The sequence below is a fragment of the Acinetobacter sp. TR3 genome (assembly GCF_027105055.1).
Classification (GTDB): Bacteria; Pseudomonadota; Gammaproteobacteria; order Pseudomonadales; family Moraxellaceae; genus Acinetobacter.
Window position 1 is genome coordinate 793,848 of sequence record NZ_CP114264.1, and the last position, 16,377, is coordinate 810,224.

General features: G+C 38.2%; 14 protein-coding genes and 3 tRNA genes. 13 read left to right on the forward strand and 4 right to left on the reverse strand.

The window, feature by feature from the left end:
• Positions 1 to 284: 284 nt before the first annotated feature.
• The 7 genes from O1449_RS03810 (at position 285) to pgaD (ending at position 7,016) form a co-directional block, all read left to right on the forward strand.
• Complete coding sequence (locus O1449_RS03810; protein ID WP_269239211.1) at positions 285 to 1,298, forward strand: CobW family GTP-binding protein; 1,014 nt, start codon at positions 285 to 287, stop codon at positions 1,296 to 1,298.
• Between the two features lie 75 nt (positions 1,299 to 1,373).
• Entirely contained in the window at positions 1,374 to 1,904 is a 531-nt protein-coding gene (locus O1449_RS03815) for a YaeQ family protein (RefSeq protein ID WP_004663390.1), read from the forward strand.
• Between the two features lie 19 nt (positions 1,905 to 1,923).
• Positions 1,924 to 2,265 carry an FKBP-type peptidyl-prolyl cis-trans isomerase gene (locus tag O1449_RS03820; RefSeq protein ID WP_005217778.1) on the forward strand — a complete coding sequence of 114 codons (342 nt, stop codon included), beginning with the start codon at positions 1,924 to 1,926 and terminating at the stop codon, positions 2,263 to 2,265.
• A gap of 386 nt (positions 2,266 to 2,651) precedes the next feature.
• A complete protein-coding gene (locus O1449_RS03825) occupies positions 2,652 to 3,047 on the forward strand; it encodes a hypothetical protein (RefSeq protein WP_269229808.1) in 396 nt (131 codons plus the stop codon).
• Positions 3,048 to 3,299: 252 nt separating this feature from the next.
• Positions 3,300 to 5,297 carry a poly-beta-1,6-N-acetyl-D-glucosamine N-deacetylase PgaB gene (gene pgaB, locus O1449_RS03830; RefSeq protein WP_269239212.1) on the forward strand — a complete coding sequence of 666 codons (1,998 nt, stop codon included), beginning with the start codon at positions 3,300 to 3,302 and terminating at the stop codon, positions 5,295 to 5,297.
• A gap of 15 nt (positions 5,298 to 5,312) precedes the next feature.
• Positions 5,313 to 6,569, forward strand: a complete 1,257-nt coding sequence (pgaC, locus tag O1449_RS03835; RefSeq protein WP_269239213.1) for a poly-beta-1,6-N-acetyl-D-glucosamine synthase — start codon at positions 5,313 to 5,315, stop codon at positions 6,567 to 6,569.
• Between the two features lie 30 nt (positions 6,570 to 6,599).
• On the forward strand, positions 6,600 to 7,016 hold the full coding sequence (gene pgaD / locus O1449_RS03840) for a poly-beta-1,6-N-acetyl-D-glucosamine biosynthesis protein PgaD (protein ID WP_005158127.1): 417 nt from the start codon (positions 6,600 to 6,602) through the stop codon (positions 7,014 to 7,016).
• A gap of 133 nt (positions 7,017 to 7,149) precedes the next feature.
• Here pgaD and O1449_RS03845 read toward each other — a convergent pair.
• Positions 7,150 to 7,235: transfer RNA gene (locus tag O1449_RS03845), tRNA-Leu, on the reverse strand.
• Positions 7,236 to 7,443: 208 nt separating this feature from the next.
• Here O1449_RS03845 and O1449_RS03850 point away from each other — a divergent pair.
• Entirely contained in the window at positions 7,444 to 9,225 is a 1,782-nt protein-coding gene (locus O1449_RS03850) for an alkaline phosphatase D family protein (protein WP_269239214.1), read from the forward strand.
• A 118-nt stretch (positions 9,226 to 9,343) separates the two neighbouring features.
• On the opposite strand, the gene O1449_RS03855 is transcribed toward O1449_RS03850, so the two are convergent.
• Positions 9,344 to 9,429: transfer RNA gene (locus tag O1449_RS03855), tRNA-Leu, on the reverse strand.
• A gap of 14 nt (positions 9,430 to 9,443) precedes the next feature.
• Positions 9,444 to 9,517: transfer RNA gene (locus O1449_RS03860), tRNA-Cys, on the reverse strand.
• A 152-nt stretch (positions 9,518 to 9,669) separates the two neighbouring features.
• Here O1449_RS03860 and folD point away from each other — a divergent pair.
• Both folD and O1449_RS03870 read left to right on the forward strand, forming a co-directional pair.
• A complete protein-coding gene (folD, locus tag O1449_RS03865) occupies positions 9,670 to 10,518 on the forward strand; it encodes a bifunctional methylenetetrahydrofolate dehydrogenase/methenyltetrahydrofolate cyclohydrolase FolD (protein ID WP_269239215.1) in 849 nt (282 codons plus the stop codon).
• A 48-nt stretch (positions 10,519 to 10,566) separates the two neighbouring features.
• The gene (locus O1449_RS03870; protein ID WP_269239216.1) at positions 10,567 to 11,235 is read left to right on the forward strand and encodes a class I SAM-dependent methyltransferase; all 669 of its coding nucleotides are present in this window, start codon (positions 10,567 to 10,569) and stop codon (positions 11,233 to 11,235) included.
• A gap of 359 nt (positions 11,236 to 11,594) precedes the next feature.
• Here the strand turns inward: O1449_RS03870 and O1449_RS03875 are convergent, their stop codons facing one another.
• Complete coding sequence (locus O1449_RS03875) at positions 11,595 to 12,017, reverse strand: hypothetical protein (RefSeq protein ID WP_269239217.1); 423 nt, start codon at positions 12,015 to 12,017, stop codon at positions 11,595 to 11,597.
• Between the two features lie 258 nt (positions 12,018 to 12,275).
• On the opposite strand from O1449_RS03875, the gene glpK reads away from it, so the two are divergent.
• From glpK to glpD, 3 genes are all read left to right on the forward strand, one after another.
• Positions 12,276 to 13,790 (forward strand): glycerol kinase GlpK, encoded by a 1,515-nt coding sequence (gene glpK / locus O1449_RS03880; protein ID WP_269239218.1) that lies wholly within the window; start codon positions 12,276 to 12,278, stop codon positions 13,788 to 13,790.
• A 50-nt stretch (positions 13,791 to 13,840) separates the two neighbouring features.
• Positions 13,841 to 14,599 carry a DeoR/GlpR family DNA-binding transcription regulator gene (locus O1449_RS03885; protein ID WP_269229816.1) on the forward strand — a complete coding sequence of 253 codons (759 nt, stop codon included), beginning with the start codon at positions 13,841 to 13,843 and terminating at the stop codon, positions 14,597 to 14,599.
• Between the two features lie 255 nt (positions 14,600 to 14,854).
• Positions 14,855 to 16,375 carry a glycerol-3-phosphate dehydrogenase gene (gene glpD, locus O1449_RS03890; protein ID WP_269229817.1) on the forward strand — a complete coding sequence of 507 codons (1,521 nt, stop codon included), beginning with the start codon at positions 14,855 to 14,857 and terminating at the stop codon, positions 16,373 to 16,375.
• The last annotated feature ends 2 nt before the right edge of the window (positions 16,376 to 16,377 follow it).

A 16,377-nucleotide genomic window follows, 5' to 3' on the forward strand; every position in this document is an offset into this window, starting at 1 on the left:
AGTTAAATGCCTGAACCTATCAGTAAAATGTATATAAATATGTATTTTTGATTAAAAAATAATCTACAATTTTACGTGTTCTAAACAAGATCTTTCTTTTGCAAAGAGTTTAATAATTGGATAAAACATTTAAATTTTAGTTTTAAATAGTATTTTTAGATTAATTTTGTGATTAAATTATCTTTATTTTTGTTTTAATTGAATTATTTCGTAAATTTAATTCTTTATTTTATTTCGCATATTTTTCACTTTAGAATGAAATAAATTTTTAATGCGAGTAAATCGTGAAGTTCATTGCTCCCAAAATTGTTCCTACTCACATTATTTCTGGTTTTTTAGGTGCAGGTAAAACAACGCTATTGCAGCATTTATTAACCCAAAAGCCTGAAAACGAAGTTTGGGCTGTTCTAATGAATGAGTTTGGGCAAATAGGTGTTGATCAACAACTGATTACCCAACAACAAGGCTATGCTGTCAAAGAACTACTTGGTGGATGCTTGTGCTGTAGCAGTCAACTTCCTATGCAAATTGCACTGGCTCGCTTACTCAGTGAAAGTAAACCTGATCGTTTATTTATCGAACCAACGGGGTTAGGTCATCCTGCACAATTACTGGAACAACTGACCGAGCCGCATTGGCAAAGCAGTTTAAATATGCGTGCTTTGGTAATCGTTGTGGATGGAAGTCGTCTACATGATGAAGATTGGGTTAAACAGAACTTATATACCGATCAACTGAAATCTGCACAAATCGTAGTCCTCTCACATATTGATTGTATGTCAGTAGCAGATCATCAAGCCTATGCAGCTTTAAAACAAGAATATGACACTTATGTCCAGCATTGGATTGAAGTTGAGTGTGGCAAAATTGAATTATCTCAGATTGATATTGTGCAACAACCTGTACAACGTAAGATCCAACCTTTACTCAAGCTACAACAAACACAGGCTATCGAGCCTCTGTTAGAAATAAAACAACTTCCATATCATTATGTAGAAACGGCTCAAGGTTATACCGTTGCAGGTTGGAAATTGCCTAAACGCTGGCAATTTAAATTTTTTGAACTCTTAGATTTGTTGTGTAAGCAACAAAATTGGATTCGCATCAAAGGCATATTTAATACGGATCAAGGTTGGAAAAGTTTTAATTTTAATCCTCAACAATTTAACTATAAGTCTGCCGAAGAGAGTATTGATAATCGAATTGAAATTATTTGCCAATCCGAACAAGATTGGTTGGTGTTTGAAACACAATTAATAAATTGTCGTCTTGATCTAACTGATGCTCAAAATGATTAAAGCCAACATTTTTTGTAATAAAATAGAGTATGCTTAGCGCCAAATTTGAGTACACCGTATTTAAGAGTATTTTTTATGGCGCTAAAAGCAACAATATATAAGGCAGATCTGAATATTGCCAATATGGATCAGCATATCTATGCAGATTATCAGCTAACACTTGCCTTACATCCGTCAGAGACTATTGAACGTTTGATGGTTCGTATTCTTGCTTATGCACGTTATGCCGATGAGCGATTAGAATTCACCAAAGATTTGTTTGAAACGGATGAGCCTGCGTTATGGCAAAAAGATTTAACAGGGCTTTTAGAAAATTGGATTGAAGTCGGTTGTCCATCTGAAGATAAAGTGAAAAAAGCTAGTGCTCGCTGTAAAAAAGTGGCTGTGATTACCTATGGCTCACAAGCTGCTGATTGGTGGCAAAAAAATACCAAGATTAAGACGTTGAGTAATGTGGAGGTCTGGCAATTAGCGCCTCAGACTACACAGGCACTTGAAGGCTTATGTGAACGCACGATGCAATTACAGCTTAATATTATGGATGGAGAGTGGACTTTGTTGAGCGATAAAGGTCAAGTCGATATTCAATGGTTACAATTGCAATAAATCAGGTTGGGAGTAAAAGATGAGCGCTGAATTACAAATTATTGATTTAAAAGTAGGTGAAGGTAAAGAAGCTGTTAAAGGTGCTTTAATCACAACACACTACACGGGGTGGTTAGAAGATGGTACTCAGTTCGATTCTTCAATTGACCGTGGGAATTATTTTGAGACTGTGATCGGTACAGGGCGAGTAATCAAAGGTTGGGATCAAGGCATCATGGGAATGCGCGTTGGTGGGAAACGTAAGTTAATCGTACCTGCACATTTAGCTTATGGTGAACGCAAAATGGGAAAAATTATTCCAGCAAATTCAAATCTGACTTTTGAAATTGAATTATTTGATGTTAAAACGCGCGACGAGTGATTTAGTCTCAATGATGCAAAGCATGATGGTATTGATTTGATTGCTTAATTCATGCTTTGCAAAAAAAAGTACAAAAACAATACAAATCAAAAAAATGATTTAATTCTAATATTTTGATTTTTAATATTTTTATTTTAATGTGCTTTTTTCAACAATCTGCTTAAAATGATTGATTCTGTAGATGGTTCTGTATATCTTTTAAAGAAAGGGCAATGTATTCTGAATCAAAGTTTTTATAATAAATGTGATGTTAATTTACCTTTTGGAAAAAATTGCTTTTAATGTTGCCATCCATGATCAGCAGATTCATAAACATGGCGAGGTAAATTATAAAAAATCTATGCTTGTGTTAACGAGCATCAAAAAATTGAGTGAGTGAGGCAGCTATGAATGATTATTTGGATATTACCGCTTCTGAGCTATTAAAAGAATTACATAATTTTTTCTTGATTAATACTTATAATGGCGCTGAAAATGGTTTTTGGGTCAATGAAAAAGCATTGATTGATAAAGATTATTGGATGGATGGAGAGAACAAGGTCGAGATTCTCCGAGAGTTGAGTCCTTCACATCAGCATTCACATCCTGACTATCGAATTACCTTATTATCTCCATTAGAAGGGAATGTCGTCTTGCTACAATACGATGGCGTGAATAAAAAAATTCAGACATTCCGTCGTGGTGAATGGGTAAACCGCTTATATAAATATTTTTATCAAAAAGAACGTTATTATTTACAACAACTTTCTGAGCATCCAAATTTTCAGCTCATTGAATATTAAGCTTATATATTTAGCTCATTAGGTTCTTAATACGTATCGTGTTAGGAACCTAATCACATATGGCTAAAATATTGATGTATATTGCGATAAAATTTATAAAATATTTTTTTAAGATTATTTTCAGTTTTTAAAATTATAAATACAATCCTTGCTCCCAGCTGACTCGCTAAAAATCTTATTTGTCCACAAATTGTAAGATGATTCATGCATGATTCGCGCTCAGCCATTTTCGAATATTGAGAAGATATCTCTATGACAACACGTTTAGTGTCTCCGACCTTAAAAACATTTTTAGGTCTAATGATTGCTTTAGTTGCGACTACAGCAACTTTTGCAGAAAATTCCAAAATTGATGCGACAACGTTAACCGTCATTGGTTATCATGAAATTACCGACCATAAAGATGCACTCATCCCAAGTTATGCAGTAACAGCACAACAATTCAGCGAGCACATCGATTGGTTACAAAATAATGGTTATCACTTTATTAATGTCGATCAACTGATTAAAGCACATCAGGGCAAATACACTTTACCAACTAAACCTGTGTTATTGACAGTAGATGATGGTTATCAGTCTTTTTATCAAAATGCCTATCCAATTGTACGTGCGAAAAAAATTCCAGTTGTATTAGCAGTTGTCGGTTCTTGGTTAGAACCAAAAGCTAATCAGAAAGTGGACTTTGGTGGGGAAGAGATTACGCGCAATAAAATTTTGAGTTGGAATGAACTCAAAGAAATGCAAAATAGTGGCTTAGTTGAGATTGCAAGTCATAGCTACCATTTGCATCGAGGAGTAAACGCAAACCCTCAAGGTAATTCAGAACCAGCAGCGATTACTCGAATTTATGATTCAAATACGAAAACTTATGAAAGTGATGCAAATTATCAAGCACGTGTTTATCAAGATTTAAAGAAAAATAATGAATTATTGCAGGCACACGGTTTACGTTCACCACGTGTCATGGTTTGGCCTTATGGTCGTTATAATATGCAATTAGTTCAAATTTCTAAACAATTGGGTATGCCGATTACCATTACTTTGGACGATGGTGCTGATCATGCCAAACAATCGATCCAAAATATGGGGCGTATTTTAATTCAAGGAAATATGTCAACCAATGCCTTGGCACAAGAAATAAAGAACCGCGAACTGAATTTGAACGATAATAATCGTCCGCAAAAGATCATGCATGTGGATTTAGATTACATCTATGATCCAGACCCACAACAACAGGAACGCAATTTAGGTAATCTGTTAGATCGTATCAATGGGATGGGAGTAAAGACAGTTTACTTACAAGCATTCTCAGATCCTGATGCTAATGGCTCTGCGGATATGGTGTATTTCCCAAATCGCCATATTCCAATGCGTGCGGATTTATTTAACCGAGTAGCTTGGCAAATTCAAACACGTACGCCAGTACAGCGTTTGTATGCTTGGATGCCTTTACTTGCATGGGAATTACCTAAATCAGATCCAGTGTCAAAGGATTTAGTTGTCACGCAACAAGCAAAAGCGGGCGAGCATTTGAATATGGGATATATCCGCTTAAGCCCATATTCACCAAAAGCAAGACAAACCATTAAAGAGATTTATCAAGATCTTGCAAAATCAACGCCATTTGATGGTCTGTTATTTCATGATGATGTGACATTATCTGATTATGAAGATGCAAGTCCTCAAGCACTAGCAGCCTATGCGAAACAAGGTTTGCCAACGGATCTGGCTAAAATACGAAATAATGACGACAAGTTACAGAAATGGACTGCTTATAAAACGCGTACCCTAGATGATTTTGCAATGGAGCTAGCGGGTGAGGTGCGTCGATATCAGCCTTATTTGATGACTGCACGTAATTTGTATGCGCAAGTTGCCCTTAACCCGTATGCCGAAAATTGGTACGCACAATCTTTGGAAGAGTCATTAAAACGCTATGATTTCACAGCGATTATGGCAATGCCTTATATGGAGCAATCAGATAATCCCGAAAAATTTTATACGGATATTATGAATCGAGTGAAACAGTATCCTAATGGGATTAAAAAGACGGTCATGGAGTTACAAGCAATTAATTGGCGTAATGATCAGAAGATCCCTTCAGAAGAAATGGCTGCAACGATTAAATCACTTTATCAACAAGGTGCGATGCACATTGCATATTATCCTGACGATCCGATTAAAGAACACCCAGATGTAGAAACTATGCGTAAGGCTTTTGCTTTAAAATCATCACAATTAGTACCATAACGGAGTAATGTGTCGATGAGTATAATTGCTTTATTATGGGCTTATGCCATTAAGTTTGTGTTTTATTATCCATTATTTATGTCTTATTTATGGATGGTAGGGGCAATTATTTTCTACTGGAAAGAGCGCCAAGATCCTCCATATCAGCAGCCAGAAACTTTGCCTGAATATCCTAAAGTTGCTGTACTCGTTCCTTGTTTTAACGAGGGTGATAATGCAGAAGAAACCATTAGTCATGCTTTGCAATTAGATTATCCAAACTTTGAAGTGATTGCGATTAATGATGGTAGTTCTGATAACACGGGCGAAGTGCTGGATCGTCTCGCGGCGCAGCATGAAAAATTACGTGTTGTGCATCTCGCTCAAAACCAAGGTAAAGCCATGGGACTGCAAGCGGGCAGTTTAATGACGGATGCAGAGTTCCTGATCGGGATTGATGGAGATGCTTTACTAGATCCTCATGCAGCACAGTGGATGATGCGCCATTTCCTCGAAGATCCAACTGTGGCAGCCGTAACAGGGAATCCACGTATTCGTACACGTTCAACATTATTGGGACGAATTCAGGTTGGTGAGTTTTCTTCGATTGTTGGCATGATTAAACGAGCGCAACGTACTTTTGGTCGTTTATTCACTGTCTCTGGTGTGATTACAGCCTTTCGTAAAAGTGCTGTACATCAAGTTGACTATTGGTCTCCCAATATGCTGACTGAGGATATTGATATCACTTGGAAATTACAACGTGCTGGTTGGGATGTTCGTTTTGAGCCAAATGCTTTGGTTTGGATTTTGATGCCTGAGACTTTCAATGGTTTGTGGAAACAACGTTTACGTTGGGCGATGGGTGGGGCACAAGTTCTGATAAAGAATATTGATGTGTTCTTTAAACCAAAACTTAATTTTCTCTGGCCATTAATGTTAGAGCTTTGCTTAACATTAGTATGGTCATATTTGATGCTGATTATGGCTGTCATGTGGTTGTTACATTTCGTATTTACAATACCAGCCCTTGCTATCGTCAGTTCACCTTTTTTACCATATGGTAGCGGAATTTTATTAGGTGCGACTTGCTTAATTCAGTTTGCTTTAAGCAAATGGATGGATAGTCGTTATGAACCAAGCTTAGGGAAAAATTATTATTGGATGATTTGGTACCCATTTGTGTTTTGGTTAATTACGATTACTGCTACAATCGTCGCCTTTCCAAAAGTGCTATTTCGCGCTGAAGAAAAACGCGCTCGTTGGATTAGCCCAGATCGTGGAATTCGCTGAGTCGCAAGATTCATTTTGCTGAGACTAGAAATGAAAGCAAATAGTTTGATTATCGATGTACGTCGCCAACTCCCATGGCATAAGCGTTATTTTTCTACGACCACAACAGCAATGATGTGGGCAGGTTGGCTGCTATTATGGCGACCATTTATTTTGGTTTGGGTGTTAATTGAACTGCAAAAAACGCATCTTGCACAACGTTTAATGGCTGCATTCAGTCAAGGTCTTGAGCACGGAATTACAGCACTTTTCATGTGTGCGGTAGCATTATTATTATGGGGGCTTTTACCTTCAAAACGCGTACATAAAAAACATGCAATTGAAAAAGCACTACCTGATTATGCACGTTATTTTGAGTTGCCTGAACAAGAAATTCAAGCTGGTCGCCAACAAAAAGTAACCACGCTGCATCATGATGAAAATGGTAAGATTATTCGAGTTGAGTGAAATTTATTCGATTGAGAAGTATAAATGCCTTAATTTTAATTAAGGCATTTTTTTATGCTTGTCTTAAATTTTAGACATAAAAAAACCAGCTTACGCTGGATTTTATTTGCACCATGTTTCATTAGTTGAAAAATGGTGCCCGAGGCCAGACTCGAACTGGCACGCTTTGTGGGCGGGGGATTTTAAATCCCCTGTGTCTACCGATTTCACCACTCGGGCATGTCCGCAATAATAGAGGAGACTTTAAAACTTGGCAAGAGTAAAAAGCATTAATTGCTTTCTTTTCAATCAATTCATGTGTTTATCAGATAAAAATTAAGCATTGTCATATAATTTTCATGATTATTTCATCAAACTGAGATCAAACTTTCATTTATACAACTTAGTTTTAATTACTCAAAGTAATAAAATTAAGGTAGCTATCCAAATGACAGCAAAAATTTCACGACGGGAACTCATTCAAAAAAGTTTATTCGGTTTTGGGGCATTGTCTTTATCTGCGGGATTTACAGGATGTAATGACAGTTCAGATCAAGAAACAGCGACATTACAAGTTAATTTTGAACATGGCGTTGCCAGCGGTGATCCACTACAGGATCGCGTGATTTTGTGGACACGCTTAACACCAAGTGATAGCAGTGCACGGTTGCAAGTCACTTGGGAAATTGCGTTAGATCAGCAATTCAAGCAAATCATTAAAACCGATAAAGTCACTACCGCTGCTGCACAAGACTTTACTGTAAAGGTAGATGCAATTGGATTAAAACCAAATCAAAGCTATTTTTATCGTTTTAGTTTTGGCGATAAGATTTCACCTATTGGGCAAACCAAGACTTTGCCAACCAGTACATCTAAAGTCAGTTTTGCAGTGTGTTCATGTTCGAATTATCCAGCAGGATATTTCTATGTTTACCGTGAAATGGCAAAACAAAATGTAGATGTAGTGATTCATCTAGGCGACTATATTTATGAGTATGGTGCTGATGGTTATGCGACAGAAGATGCAACGAAATTAGGGCGTACGCTTCCTGCGGATAATAATAAAGAAATTATTAAATTAGATGATTATCGCAAACGCTATGCTTTATATCGTAAAGATAAAGACTTACAAGCTTTACATCATCGCCATCCTTTTATTGTGATCTGGGATGACCACGAGTTAGCCAATGATACTTGGAGAGAGGGTGCTGACAATCATACTGAAGAAACAGCAAATGCAAAGAATGAAGGCAAATTCTCTGAAAGAAAATTAGCAGCATTACAAGCTTATTTTGAATGGATGCCAATTCGCCCAATTGATGATCAGCATATCAAGATTTATCGACAATTTGATTTTGGTAATCTCGTTCAGCTCACCATGTTGGATACACGCATTATCGCGCGTGATAAGCAATTAGATTATGCAGATTATATGACCGCAAATGGTTTGTTGAATGCTGCAAAATTCCAAGCGGACTTAACCAACCCTGCACGTACTTTGATGGGATATACCCAACGGGATTGGCTACTCGGAAAACTTCAACAATCTAATGCGACATGGAATGTTTTGGGTCAACAGATTCTGATGACTAAAATGCTGGTACCTGCTGAGTTACTGTTTGCGTTGGCAGAAATTACTGCGGGACATCCGAGTGATGAAACTTTGGAAAAAATGAATGCACAGATTACAGAGCTGATTACGCTGAAATTCCGTTTGCAAAAAGGTGATCCAACCTTAACCCCACAAGAAAAAGCGCGTGTCCAGACGGTTGCACCTTATAACTTAGATGCATGGGATGGTTATTTTGTTGAGCGTGAGATTGTATATGGCACTTTGGCACAGTTAAAGAAAAAAGTAGTGGTACTGGCAGGGGATACCCATAATGCGTGGTCATCGAATTTATACAGTAAAGATGGTGCTTTTGTCGGGGTGGAGTTGGCAACCAGTTCAGTATCTTCACCGGGCTTGGAAAAGTATTTGGATATTCCACTAGCACAGTTACAACAGTTTGAATTTGCCTTCACCACATTGATTGATGAGTTGAATTATTGCAACCTGAATCAACGTGGTTACTTAATTGTTCAATTTGATGAAACTCAGGTTCAGTCACAATGGATTTATGTCGATTCAATTAAGAAAGCTGAATATGTTGTTGATGCAGCTAGACAATATCAGCTCAGTTTTGATAAGAATTTGTTGCCAGTAAAAACGGCACAGCAAGTTGCGTAAACGATTGATACATCGAGCCAAACATTAATGTTTGGCTTTTTTATTTATTAAATTACAGACATAAAAAAACCAGCTTAGGCTGGATTTTTATTTGCACCATTTTTCATTAGTTGAAAAATGGTGCCCGAGGCCAGACTCGAACTGGCACGCTTTGTGGGCGGGGGATTTTAAATCCCCTGTGTCTACCGATTTCACCACTCGGGCTTTAAAACCAAATTTGGAGGCGGGGGTCGGAATCGAACCGGCGTACACGGAGTTGCAGTCCGCTGCATGACCATTCTGCCACCCCGCCATCATTTGGTGATGCACATATTAGCAACCTTTAGAAAAAAAACAATAGTGTTTGCCGTGAATATGCACATAAAAACAACATCTAAAAGAATATTGGTCAAATTATCATGTATTATTTACGCAATTGATTCATACCCACTTTGGAGATGCGCTGTGGCATTGGTTTTAGACGGTCGTGCGTTGGCAACACAAATCGAAGCTGATTTGTTAGTTCGTGTAGAAGCATTAAAAGCAAAAACGGGACGTACCCCAATTTTGGCAACAATTTTGGTTGGTGATGATGGTGCATCGGCAACGTATGTGCGTATGAAGGGTAATGCATGTCGCCGTGTCGGTATGGATTCACTGAAAGTTGAGCTTCCAAAAGAAACAACAACAGAGCAATTATTGGCTGAGATTGAAAAATTAAATGCTAATCCAGATGTACACGGTATTTTGTTGCAGCATCCAGTGCCTGAACAAATTGATGAAAGAGCATGCTTTGATGCGATTTCATTGGCGAAAGATGTTGATGGTGTAACTTGTCTTGGTTTTGGTCGTATGGCAATGGGTGAGGCAGCTTATGGTTCTGCAACTCCAGCAGGCATCATGACGATTTTAAAAGAAAACAAGATCGAAATCGCAGGTAAACATGCCGTAGTTGTTGGTCGCTCAGCGATTTTAGGCAAACCAATGGCAATGATGTTGTTACAAGCCAATGCAACAGTAACAATCTGCCATTCACGTACTCAGAATTTAGCTGAATTAGTCAAACAAGCAGATATTATTGTCGGTGCGGTGGGTAAAGCTGAGTTGATTCAAAAAGATTGGATCAAGCAAGGCGCAGTTGTTGTTGATGCTGGTTTCCATCCACGTGATGGTGGTGGTGTCGGTGATATTCAATTGGTGGGTATTGAAGAGGTTGCGTCTGCTTATACTCCCGTTCCAGGTGGTGTAGGGCCGATGACGATTACGACTTTAATTCGCCAAACTGTAGAAGCCGCTGAAAAAGCATTAGTTTAAAGATTAATAGCCCCTCGATAAGAGGGGTTTTTTTAGAATTAAAGATATATGAGTTGTACATTTCAATTTGCGAAAGCACCTGAACAATTGCTTAAAGCGTTGCATGATGTCATTCCAAGCACAGATTTATTAGCGCAGCAACTGCCCGAAACTCCAATTTCATTGTGGCTCATTCCACCTGTTTTTCCAACTGATCGTTTAGATGATGAAGTCATTCGTCGTATTTGGAATGAGACGCCGTATTGGATTTTCTGTTGGGCATCTGGTTTAGCGATGGCACAGTGGCTACTCGCTGAGCCACATCATGTTAAAGATAAAGTGGTCTTAGATTTTGGTGCAGGTTCGGGTGTAGTTGCAATTGCTGCAAAAATGGCAGGTGCTAAGCGTGTGATCTGTTGTGATATTGATCCAATAAGTCTTGCGTCATGTCGTGAAAATGCTTTGTTGAATGATGTTGAACTTGAGTACTTGGATGATTTATATAAAGCCGAGCAAGTGGATGTATTGCTTGCTGCGGACGTGCTGTATGACCAATGCAATCGTTTCTTCTTAGATGAGTTTCTTAAGTTCGCACCTGAAGTTTGGGTTGCCGATAGCCGAGTTAAAAACTTTAGTCACCCTCAATATATGAAAATTGATGAACGCAGTGCAACGACTTGGCCTGACTTAGATGAATCCAAAGAGTTTAGAAATGTGAGTTTTTATAAAACGCTGTGATTACAGCGTTTTTTTTAAGCATCAAAAATGATTAAACCAAAATTTTTGATTTTGAGCATTTGATAAATTAGGTTTTATGATAATGACTCTTTGCGATGATGATATGAGCATACCAGTCTACTTTTGGCGAAGATTTTTTCCGCTGTAGATCAGAATAAACTGGTGGGGACTCTGAGTGTACTGAACTGAAAGGAATTCAGTCTTAGTTTGAATAAACTGTATTTATCCATCTTTAGACAGATCTGAAGATGTTTGCTGATAATAAGATAAAGCAATGTTTTAAATGAAAGACATGGTCATGAATAATCTATTGTAATCAAATACCATATTACAGATATGGTATTTGATCTTTGATTTTGTTAAGAACAAGTATAGCGAATGACTTTAAGTGTAGTCGGGCGTGCTTCAAGTGCTTGGCGTGTTGCATAGCCTTCACTGTTATTGAAATCAGGTGAATTAGAAAGTCCAAAAGTTGCACGACTATTTCCAAGTTTTACAGCGTATTGTTCTTGTTGTGTAGGATTCATAATTTCATTGACGCTGAGTATTGAAATTTTATAAGTTTTTCCTACGCCTAAAACTTGGTTGCATGCATGTTGTAATTTCTTTTGATCTAAATCTTGATTGGTACGTGCTGCAAGGGTGTAAGCAATCGTGGCTGAAGTTGTTGTTTTATTTTCTATTTGATAGCCCGTCACGCCGTTAAATTTGTGTGGTGTACTTTGACATGCAGTGATCACAAGTGCACTTGTAACGATAATGAATAAATTGGTTTTTTTCATATCTATGATCCTATTATTTCCATAATTAGTATGGCATAAAATAAGGTTGTTATTGTGAGTAATCTTTGAAATTGGCGCTATTCATCGTATTGAGGTTCAAAGTTAAAGAAAGAATTTTCGTTTTCGAACAATTTTGCATATAATCTGCCAAGTTTTTTATTTAATACAGAAGTCGTTGCTTTATTGCAGTATTTTTGCCCGTTTTAACGGGCATTTAGTTTATTGGTCTGCTATAAGGCAAGTCTGGATAGGTGTGTCATGATCTCTACAGATAGTCAAAAAAAATATGTGGTTGCGTTTGACCAAGGTACAACAAGTTCACGAGCAATCGTGTTGGATCATGATGCAAATGTTATCAGTATTGCTCAGCGTGAATTTACGCAAATTTACCCACAGCCAGGTTGGGTTGAGCATGATCCTATGGAAATATGGGCAACTCAAAGTGCAGTTTGGGTTGAAGCGCTAGCACAAGCTGGTATTTCAAGTGACCAAATTGCTGGAATCGGGATTACTAACCAACGTGAAACCACGATCATTTGGGACAAGAAAACTGGTAAGCCGATTTATAATGCTATTGTTTGGCAAAGCCGTCAAAGCAATGAAATTTGTAATCAATTACATCAAGATGGTTGGGATGATTATGTTCGAAAAGTAACGGGTCTAGTGATTGATCCATATTTTTCAGCGACAAAAATTAAATGGATTCTTGATCGTGTTGAAGGAAGCCGTGAGCGTGCAGAACGCGGTGAGCTTTTGTTTGGTACAGTCGATACGTGGTTGATTTGGAAATTGACCAATGGTCAAGTTCATGTGACTGACTATACCAATGCTTCACGTACAATGTTGTTTAATATAGAAACATTGGAATGGGATGACAAACTTTTAGAAGCCTTAAATATTCCTAAAGTCATGTTACCTGAGGTTCGTGGTTCTTCTGAAGTGTATGGATACACACATACCATTAGCGGTCAAGAAGTTGGAATCCCAATTGCAGGTATTGCGGGGGATCAACAAGCGGCATTATTTGGACAAATGTGTGTAGAGGTTGGGCAGGCTAAAAATACCTATGGGACGGGTTGTTTCTTATTGATGAACACAGGGAAGCGTATTGTTCAATCTGAACATGGTTTACTGACGACGATTGCATGTGGTGCAAAAGGTGAAGTGAACTACGCTCTAGAAGGTGCTGTGTTTAATGGTGGATCATGTGTGCAATGGCTGCGCGACGAGCTTAAAGCAATCAATGATTCTTATGATTCTGAGTATTATGCAACCAAAGTAAAAGACAGTAATGGCGTGTATGTTGTTCCTGCCTTTACAGGTTTAGGTGCGCCATATTGGGATCCAACTGCTCGTGGTGCAATTCTCGGAATCACACGTGGTGTGAGTATTGAACATATTATTCGTGCGACACTAGAGTCGATTGCTTATCAAACACGTGATGTATTAGATGCAATGCAACAAGATTCTGGCGAAAAGTTGCGTACACTACGCGTAGATGGTGGTGTAACAGCAAATAACTTCCTGATGCAATTCCAAGCGGATATTCTTTCGACTTCAGTTGAACGTCCAGCAATGAAAGAAACCACGGGAATGGGAGCTGCCTTTTTGGCTGGTTTAGCTGTCGGTTTTTGGTCGGATTTAAACGAGTTGAAGAGTAGGATGTCAATCGAACGAACCTTTACACCAGAGTGCAGTCAGGATCAAACTGAAAAACTGTACAAAGGTTGGCTAAAAGCTGTCGGACGTACTCGAGATTGGGCAGAAGATTAAGCTAAAATAGTCGGATATAATATGCCGTAAATAACACAGGATTGATGAGCATGAGCTTGATACTACGCCAACAAAAAACCATCGAATTAGTACGAGAGCGTGGTTATATTAGTATTGAAGAACTTGCTCAACATTTCGATGTTACACCTCAAACTATTCGTCGTGATATCAATCAATTGGCAGATGAAGGGTTATTACGGCGTTATCATGGCGGCGCTGCGCATGATTCGAGTGTTGAAAATACAGAATATACAATGCGTGTCGGGCATATGCTTGAGCAAAAAAGAACAATTGCTGAAGCTGTTGCTGCTGCTGTTCCAGATCATGCTTCATTATTTATTAATATTGGTACAACAACTGAAGCAATTGCTCATGCCTTACTCAATCACACGGGCTTAAAAGTTATTACTAATAACCTGAATGTTGCAAAAATCCTCAGTACCAAAGAAGACTTTGAAGTGTTGATTGCCAGTGGTCGTGTGCGTCCAGATGGTGGCGTCATTGGTCAAGCAACCGCTGATTTTTTTAAACAGTTTAAAGCGGATTATGCGCTTATTGGGATTAGTGGAATTGAAGAAGATGGCACATTGCTTGATTTTGACTTTCAGGAAGTGTGTGTCTCTCAAGAAATTCTTTCAAGTGCACGCCAAGTTTTTTTAGCTGCGGATAGCAGTAAATTTGGGCGTAATGCGATGATTCGACTAGGCTCACTTAAGCAAGTGGATTGTATTTTTACGGATCAACAACCGAATGAAGAATTTATAAAAACCATCCGAGACTTAGATGTTGGTTTGATTGTTGCTAAATAAATCTTCATTTTCGAAAAATTGTTACTTCTCTTGAGTTAATCAATTTAACTCAAGATTTATTCAATAAAAATTATATTTTTCTTATAAATAAATGCGATTACTGTGTTTCTAAACTTTTAGTCTCTCCACTGAATTTTACCATTTATCTAAAAATGTCGATAGATTGGCATTTTTTGATCTTTTTTTCATTGTTTATTTTCGATTTATATGTTTAAATTTTCATTATCGAAAAATAATGAAAATTTGCGGTGATTTATGCAAACTTCTCCTCAGACAAACGAAAGAATTTATGACCTTGCTGTGATTGGTGGTGGTATCAATGGTGTTGGTATTGCAGCTGATGCTTCAGGACGTGGTTTGTCGGTATTCTTGTGTGAAAAAGACGATTTAGCCAGTCATACTTCGTCTGCAAGCAGTAAGCTTATTCATGGTGGTTTACGTTATTTAGAGCACAAAGAATTCCGTTTAGTGCGTGAAGCATTAGCTGAACGTGAAGTGCTATTGGCTAAAGCTCCACACATTATTCGCCCAATGCGTTTTATTATGCCGCATCGCCCACATCTTCGCCCTGCATGGTTGATTCGCACGGGTTTGTTCTTCTATGACCATTTAGGTAAGCGTGAGAAATTATTGGGTTCAAATAATGTCTATTTTAAAGAAGATAGCCCTTTAAATTCTGCGATAACACGTGGTTTTGAATATTCTGATTGTGCGGTTGATGATGCTCGTTTGGTCGTGCTCAATGCGATGCATGCCCGTGAAAAGGGTGCTGATATTGTAACTCGTACTCGTTGTTTGTCTGCACGAAGAGATGGGCAGTATTGGGTTGTTGATTTAGAAAATGAACATGGTCAATTCCAAATTAAAGCAAAGGTATTGGTCAATGCTGCTGGACCTTGGGTCGCACAATTCATCAAACAAGATTTAGAGCTCAAATCACCTTACGGTATTCGCTTGATTCAAGGTAGTCATATTATTGTGCCGAAGCTGTATGAAGGCGACAAAGCATTTATTATGCAAAATGATGATCGCCGTATTGTGTTCGCAATTCCGTATTTAGATCAATACACCATGATTGGAACTACAGATCGTGAATATCAAGGTGATCCTGCGCAAGTACAAATTACTCAAGCAGAAACAGACTATTTGCTTGAAGTGAGCAATGCACATTTCAAAAAACAACTTACTCAAGCGGATGTTATTTGGACATTTGCTGGGGTACGTCCACTTTGTGATGATGAATCGGATAATCCCTCTGCAATTACGCGTGACTATACTTTAGCTTTATCTCAAGAGAACGATGAACAAGCACCATTGCTTTCAGTATTTGGTGGAAAGTTAACGACTTATCGAAAATTAGCTGAGTCGGCTATGCAGCAGTTAAAAGCATTTTTCCCTGAAATGAAGGGGAGTTGGACTGCAACAGAAGCTTTACCTGGTGGCGAAAATATGGAGTCTGTTGAACAGTTGATGCGAGAAATTCGTGCACAAGTCACTGATGCATCAGAAGCTTTAGTTAAGCGTTGGGCATCAGCTTATGGCTCACGTATTTGGAATATTCTAGGCGAGAAAAGTTCTGTTGAGCAACTTGGACAGCACTTTGGGCAAGGTTTGTATGCACGTGAAGTGGATTATTTATGTACTGCTGAATGGGTAACTACCAGTCAGGATGTATTGTGGAGACGTTCTAAACTAGGACTTAATTTCACGAAAAAAGAAACTGAAGCTTTGGATGCCTATCTGATTGTAAACACTCATAGCAACGAAGCGGCTTAAAA

Coding starts and splice junctions, on each gene's coding strand:
- O1449_RS03815 (WP_004663390.1), top strand. CDS start 1,374: ATGGCGCTAAAAGCAACAATATATAAGGCAGATCTGAATATTGCCAAT.
- O1449_RS03820 (WP_005217778.1), top strand. CDS start 1,924: ATGAGCGCTGAATTACAAATTATTGATTTAAAAGTAGGTGAAGGTAAA.
- O1449_RS03825 (WP_269229808.1), top strand. CDS start 2,652: ATGAATGATTATTTGGATATTACCGCTTCTGAGCTATTAAAAGAATTA.
- pgaB (WP_269239212.1), top strand. CDS start 3,300: ATGACAACACGTTTAGTGTCTCCGACCTTAAAAACATTTTTAGGTCTA.
- pgaC (WP_269239213.1), top strand. CDS start 5,313: ATGAGTATAATTGCTTTATTATGGGCTTATGCCATTAAGTTTGTGTTT.
- pgaD (WP_005158127.1), top strand. CDS start 6,600: ATGAAAGCAAATAGTTTGATTATCGATGTACGTCGCCAACTCCCATGG.
- O1449_RS03850 (WP_269239214.1), top strand. CDS start 7,444: ATGACAGCAAAAATTTCACGACGGGAACTCATTCAAAAAAGTTTATTC.
- O1449_RS03870 (WP_269239216.1), top strand. CDS start 10,567: ATGAGTTGTACATTTCAATTTGCGAAAGCACCTGAACAATTGCTTAAA.
- O1449_RS03875 (WP_269239217.1), bottom strand. CDS start 12,017: ATGAAAAAAACCAATTTATTCATTATCGTTACAAGTGCACTTGTGATC.
- glpK (WP_269239218.1), top strand. CDS start 12,276: ATGATCTCTACAGATAGTCAAAAAAAATATGTGGTTGCGTTTGACCAA.
- O1449_RS03885 (WP_269229816.1), top strand. CDS start 13,841: ATGAGCTTGATACTACGCCAACAAAAAACCATCGAATTAGTACGAGAG.
- glpD (WP_269229817.1), top strand. CDS start 14,855: ATGCAAACTTCTCCTCAGACAAACGAAAGAATTTATGACCTTGCTGTG.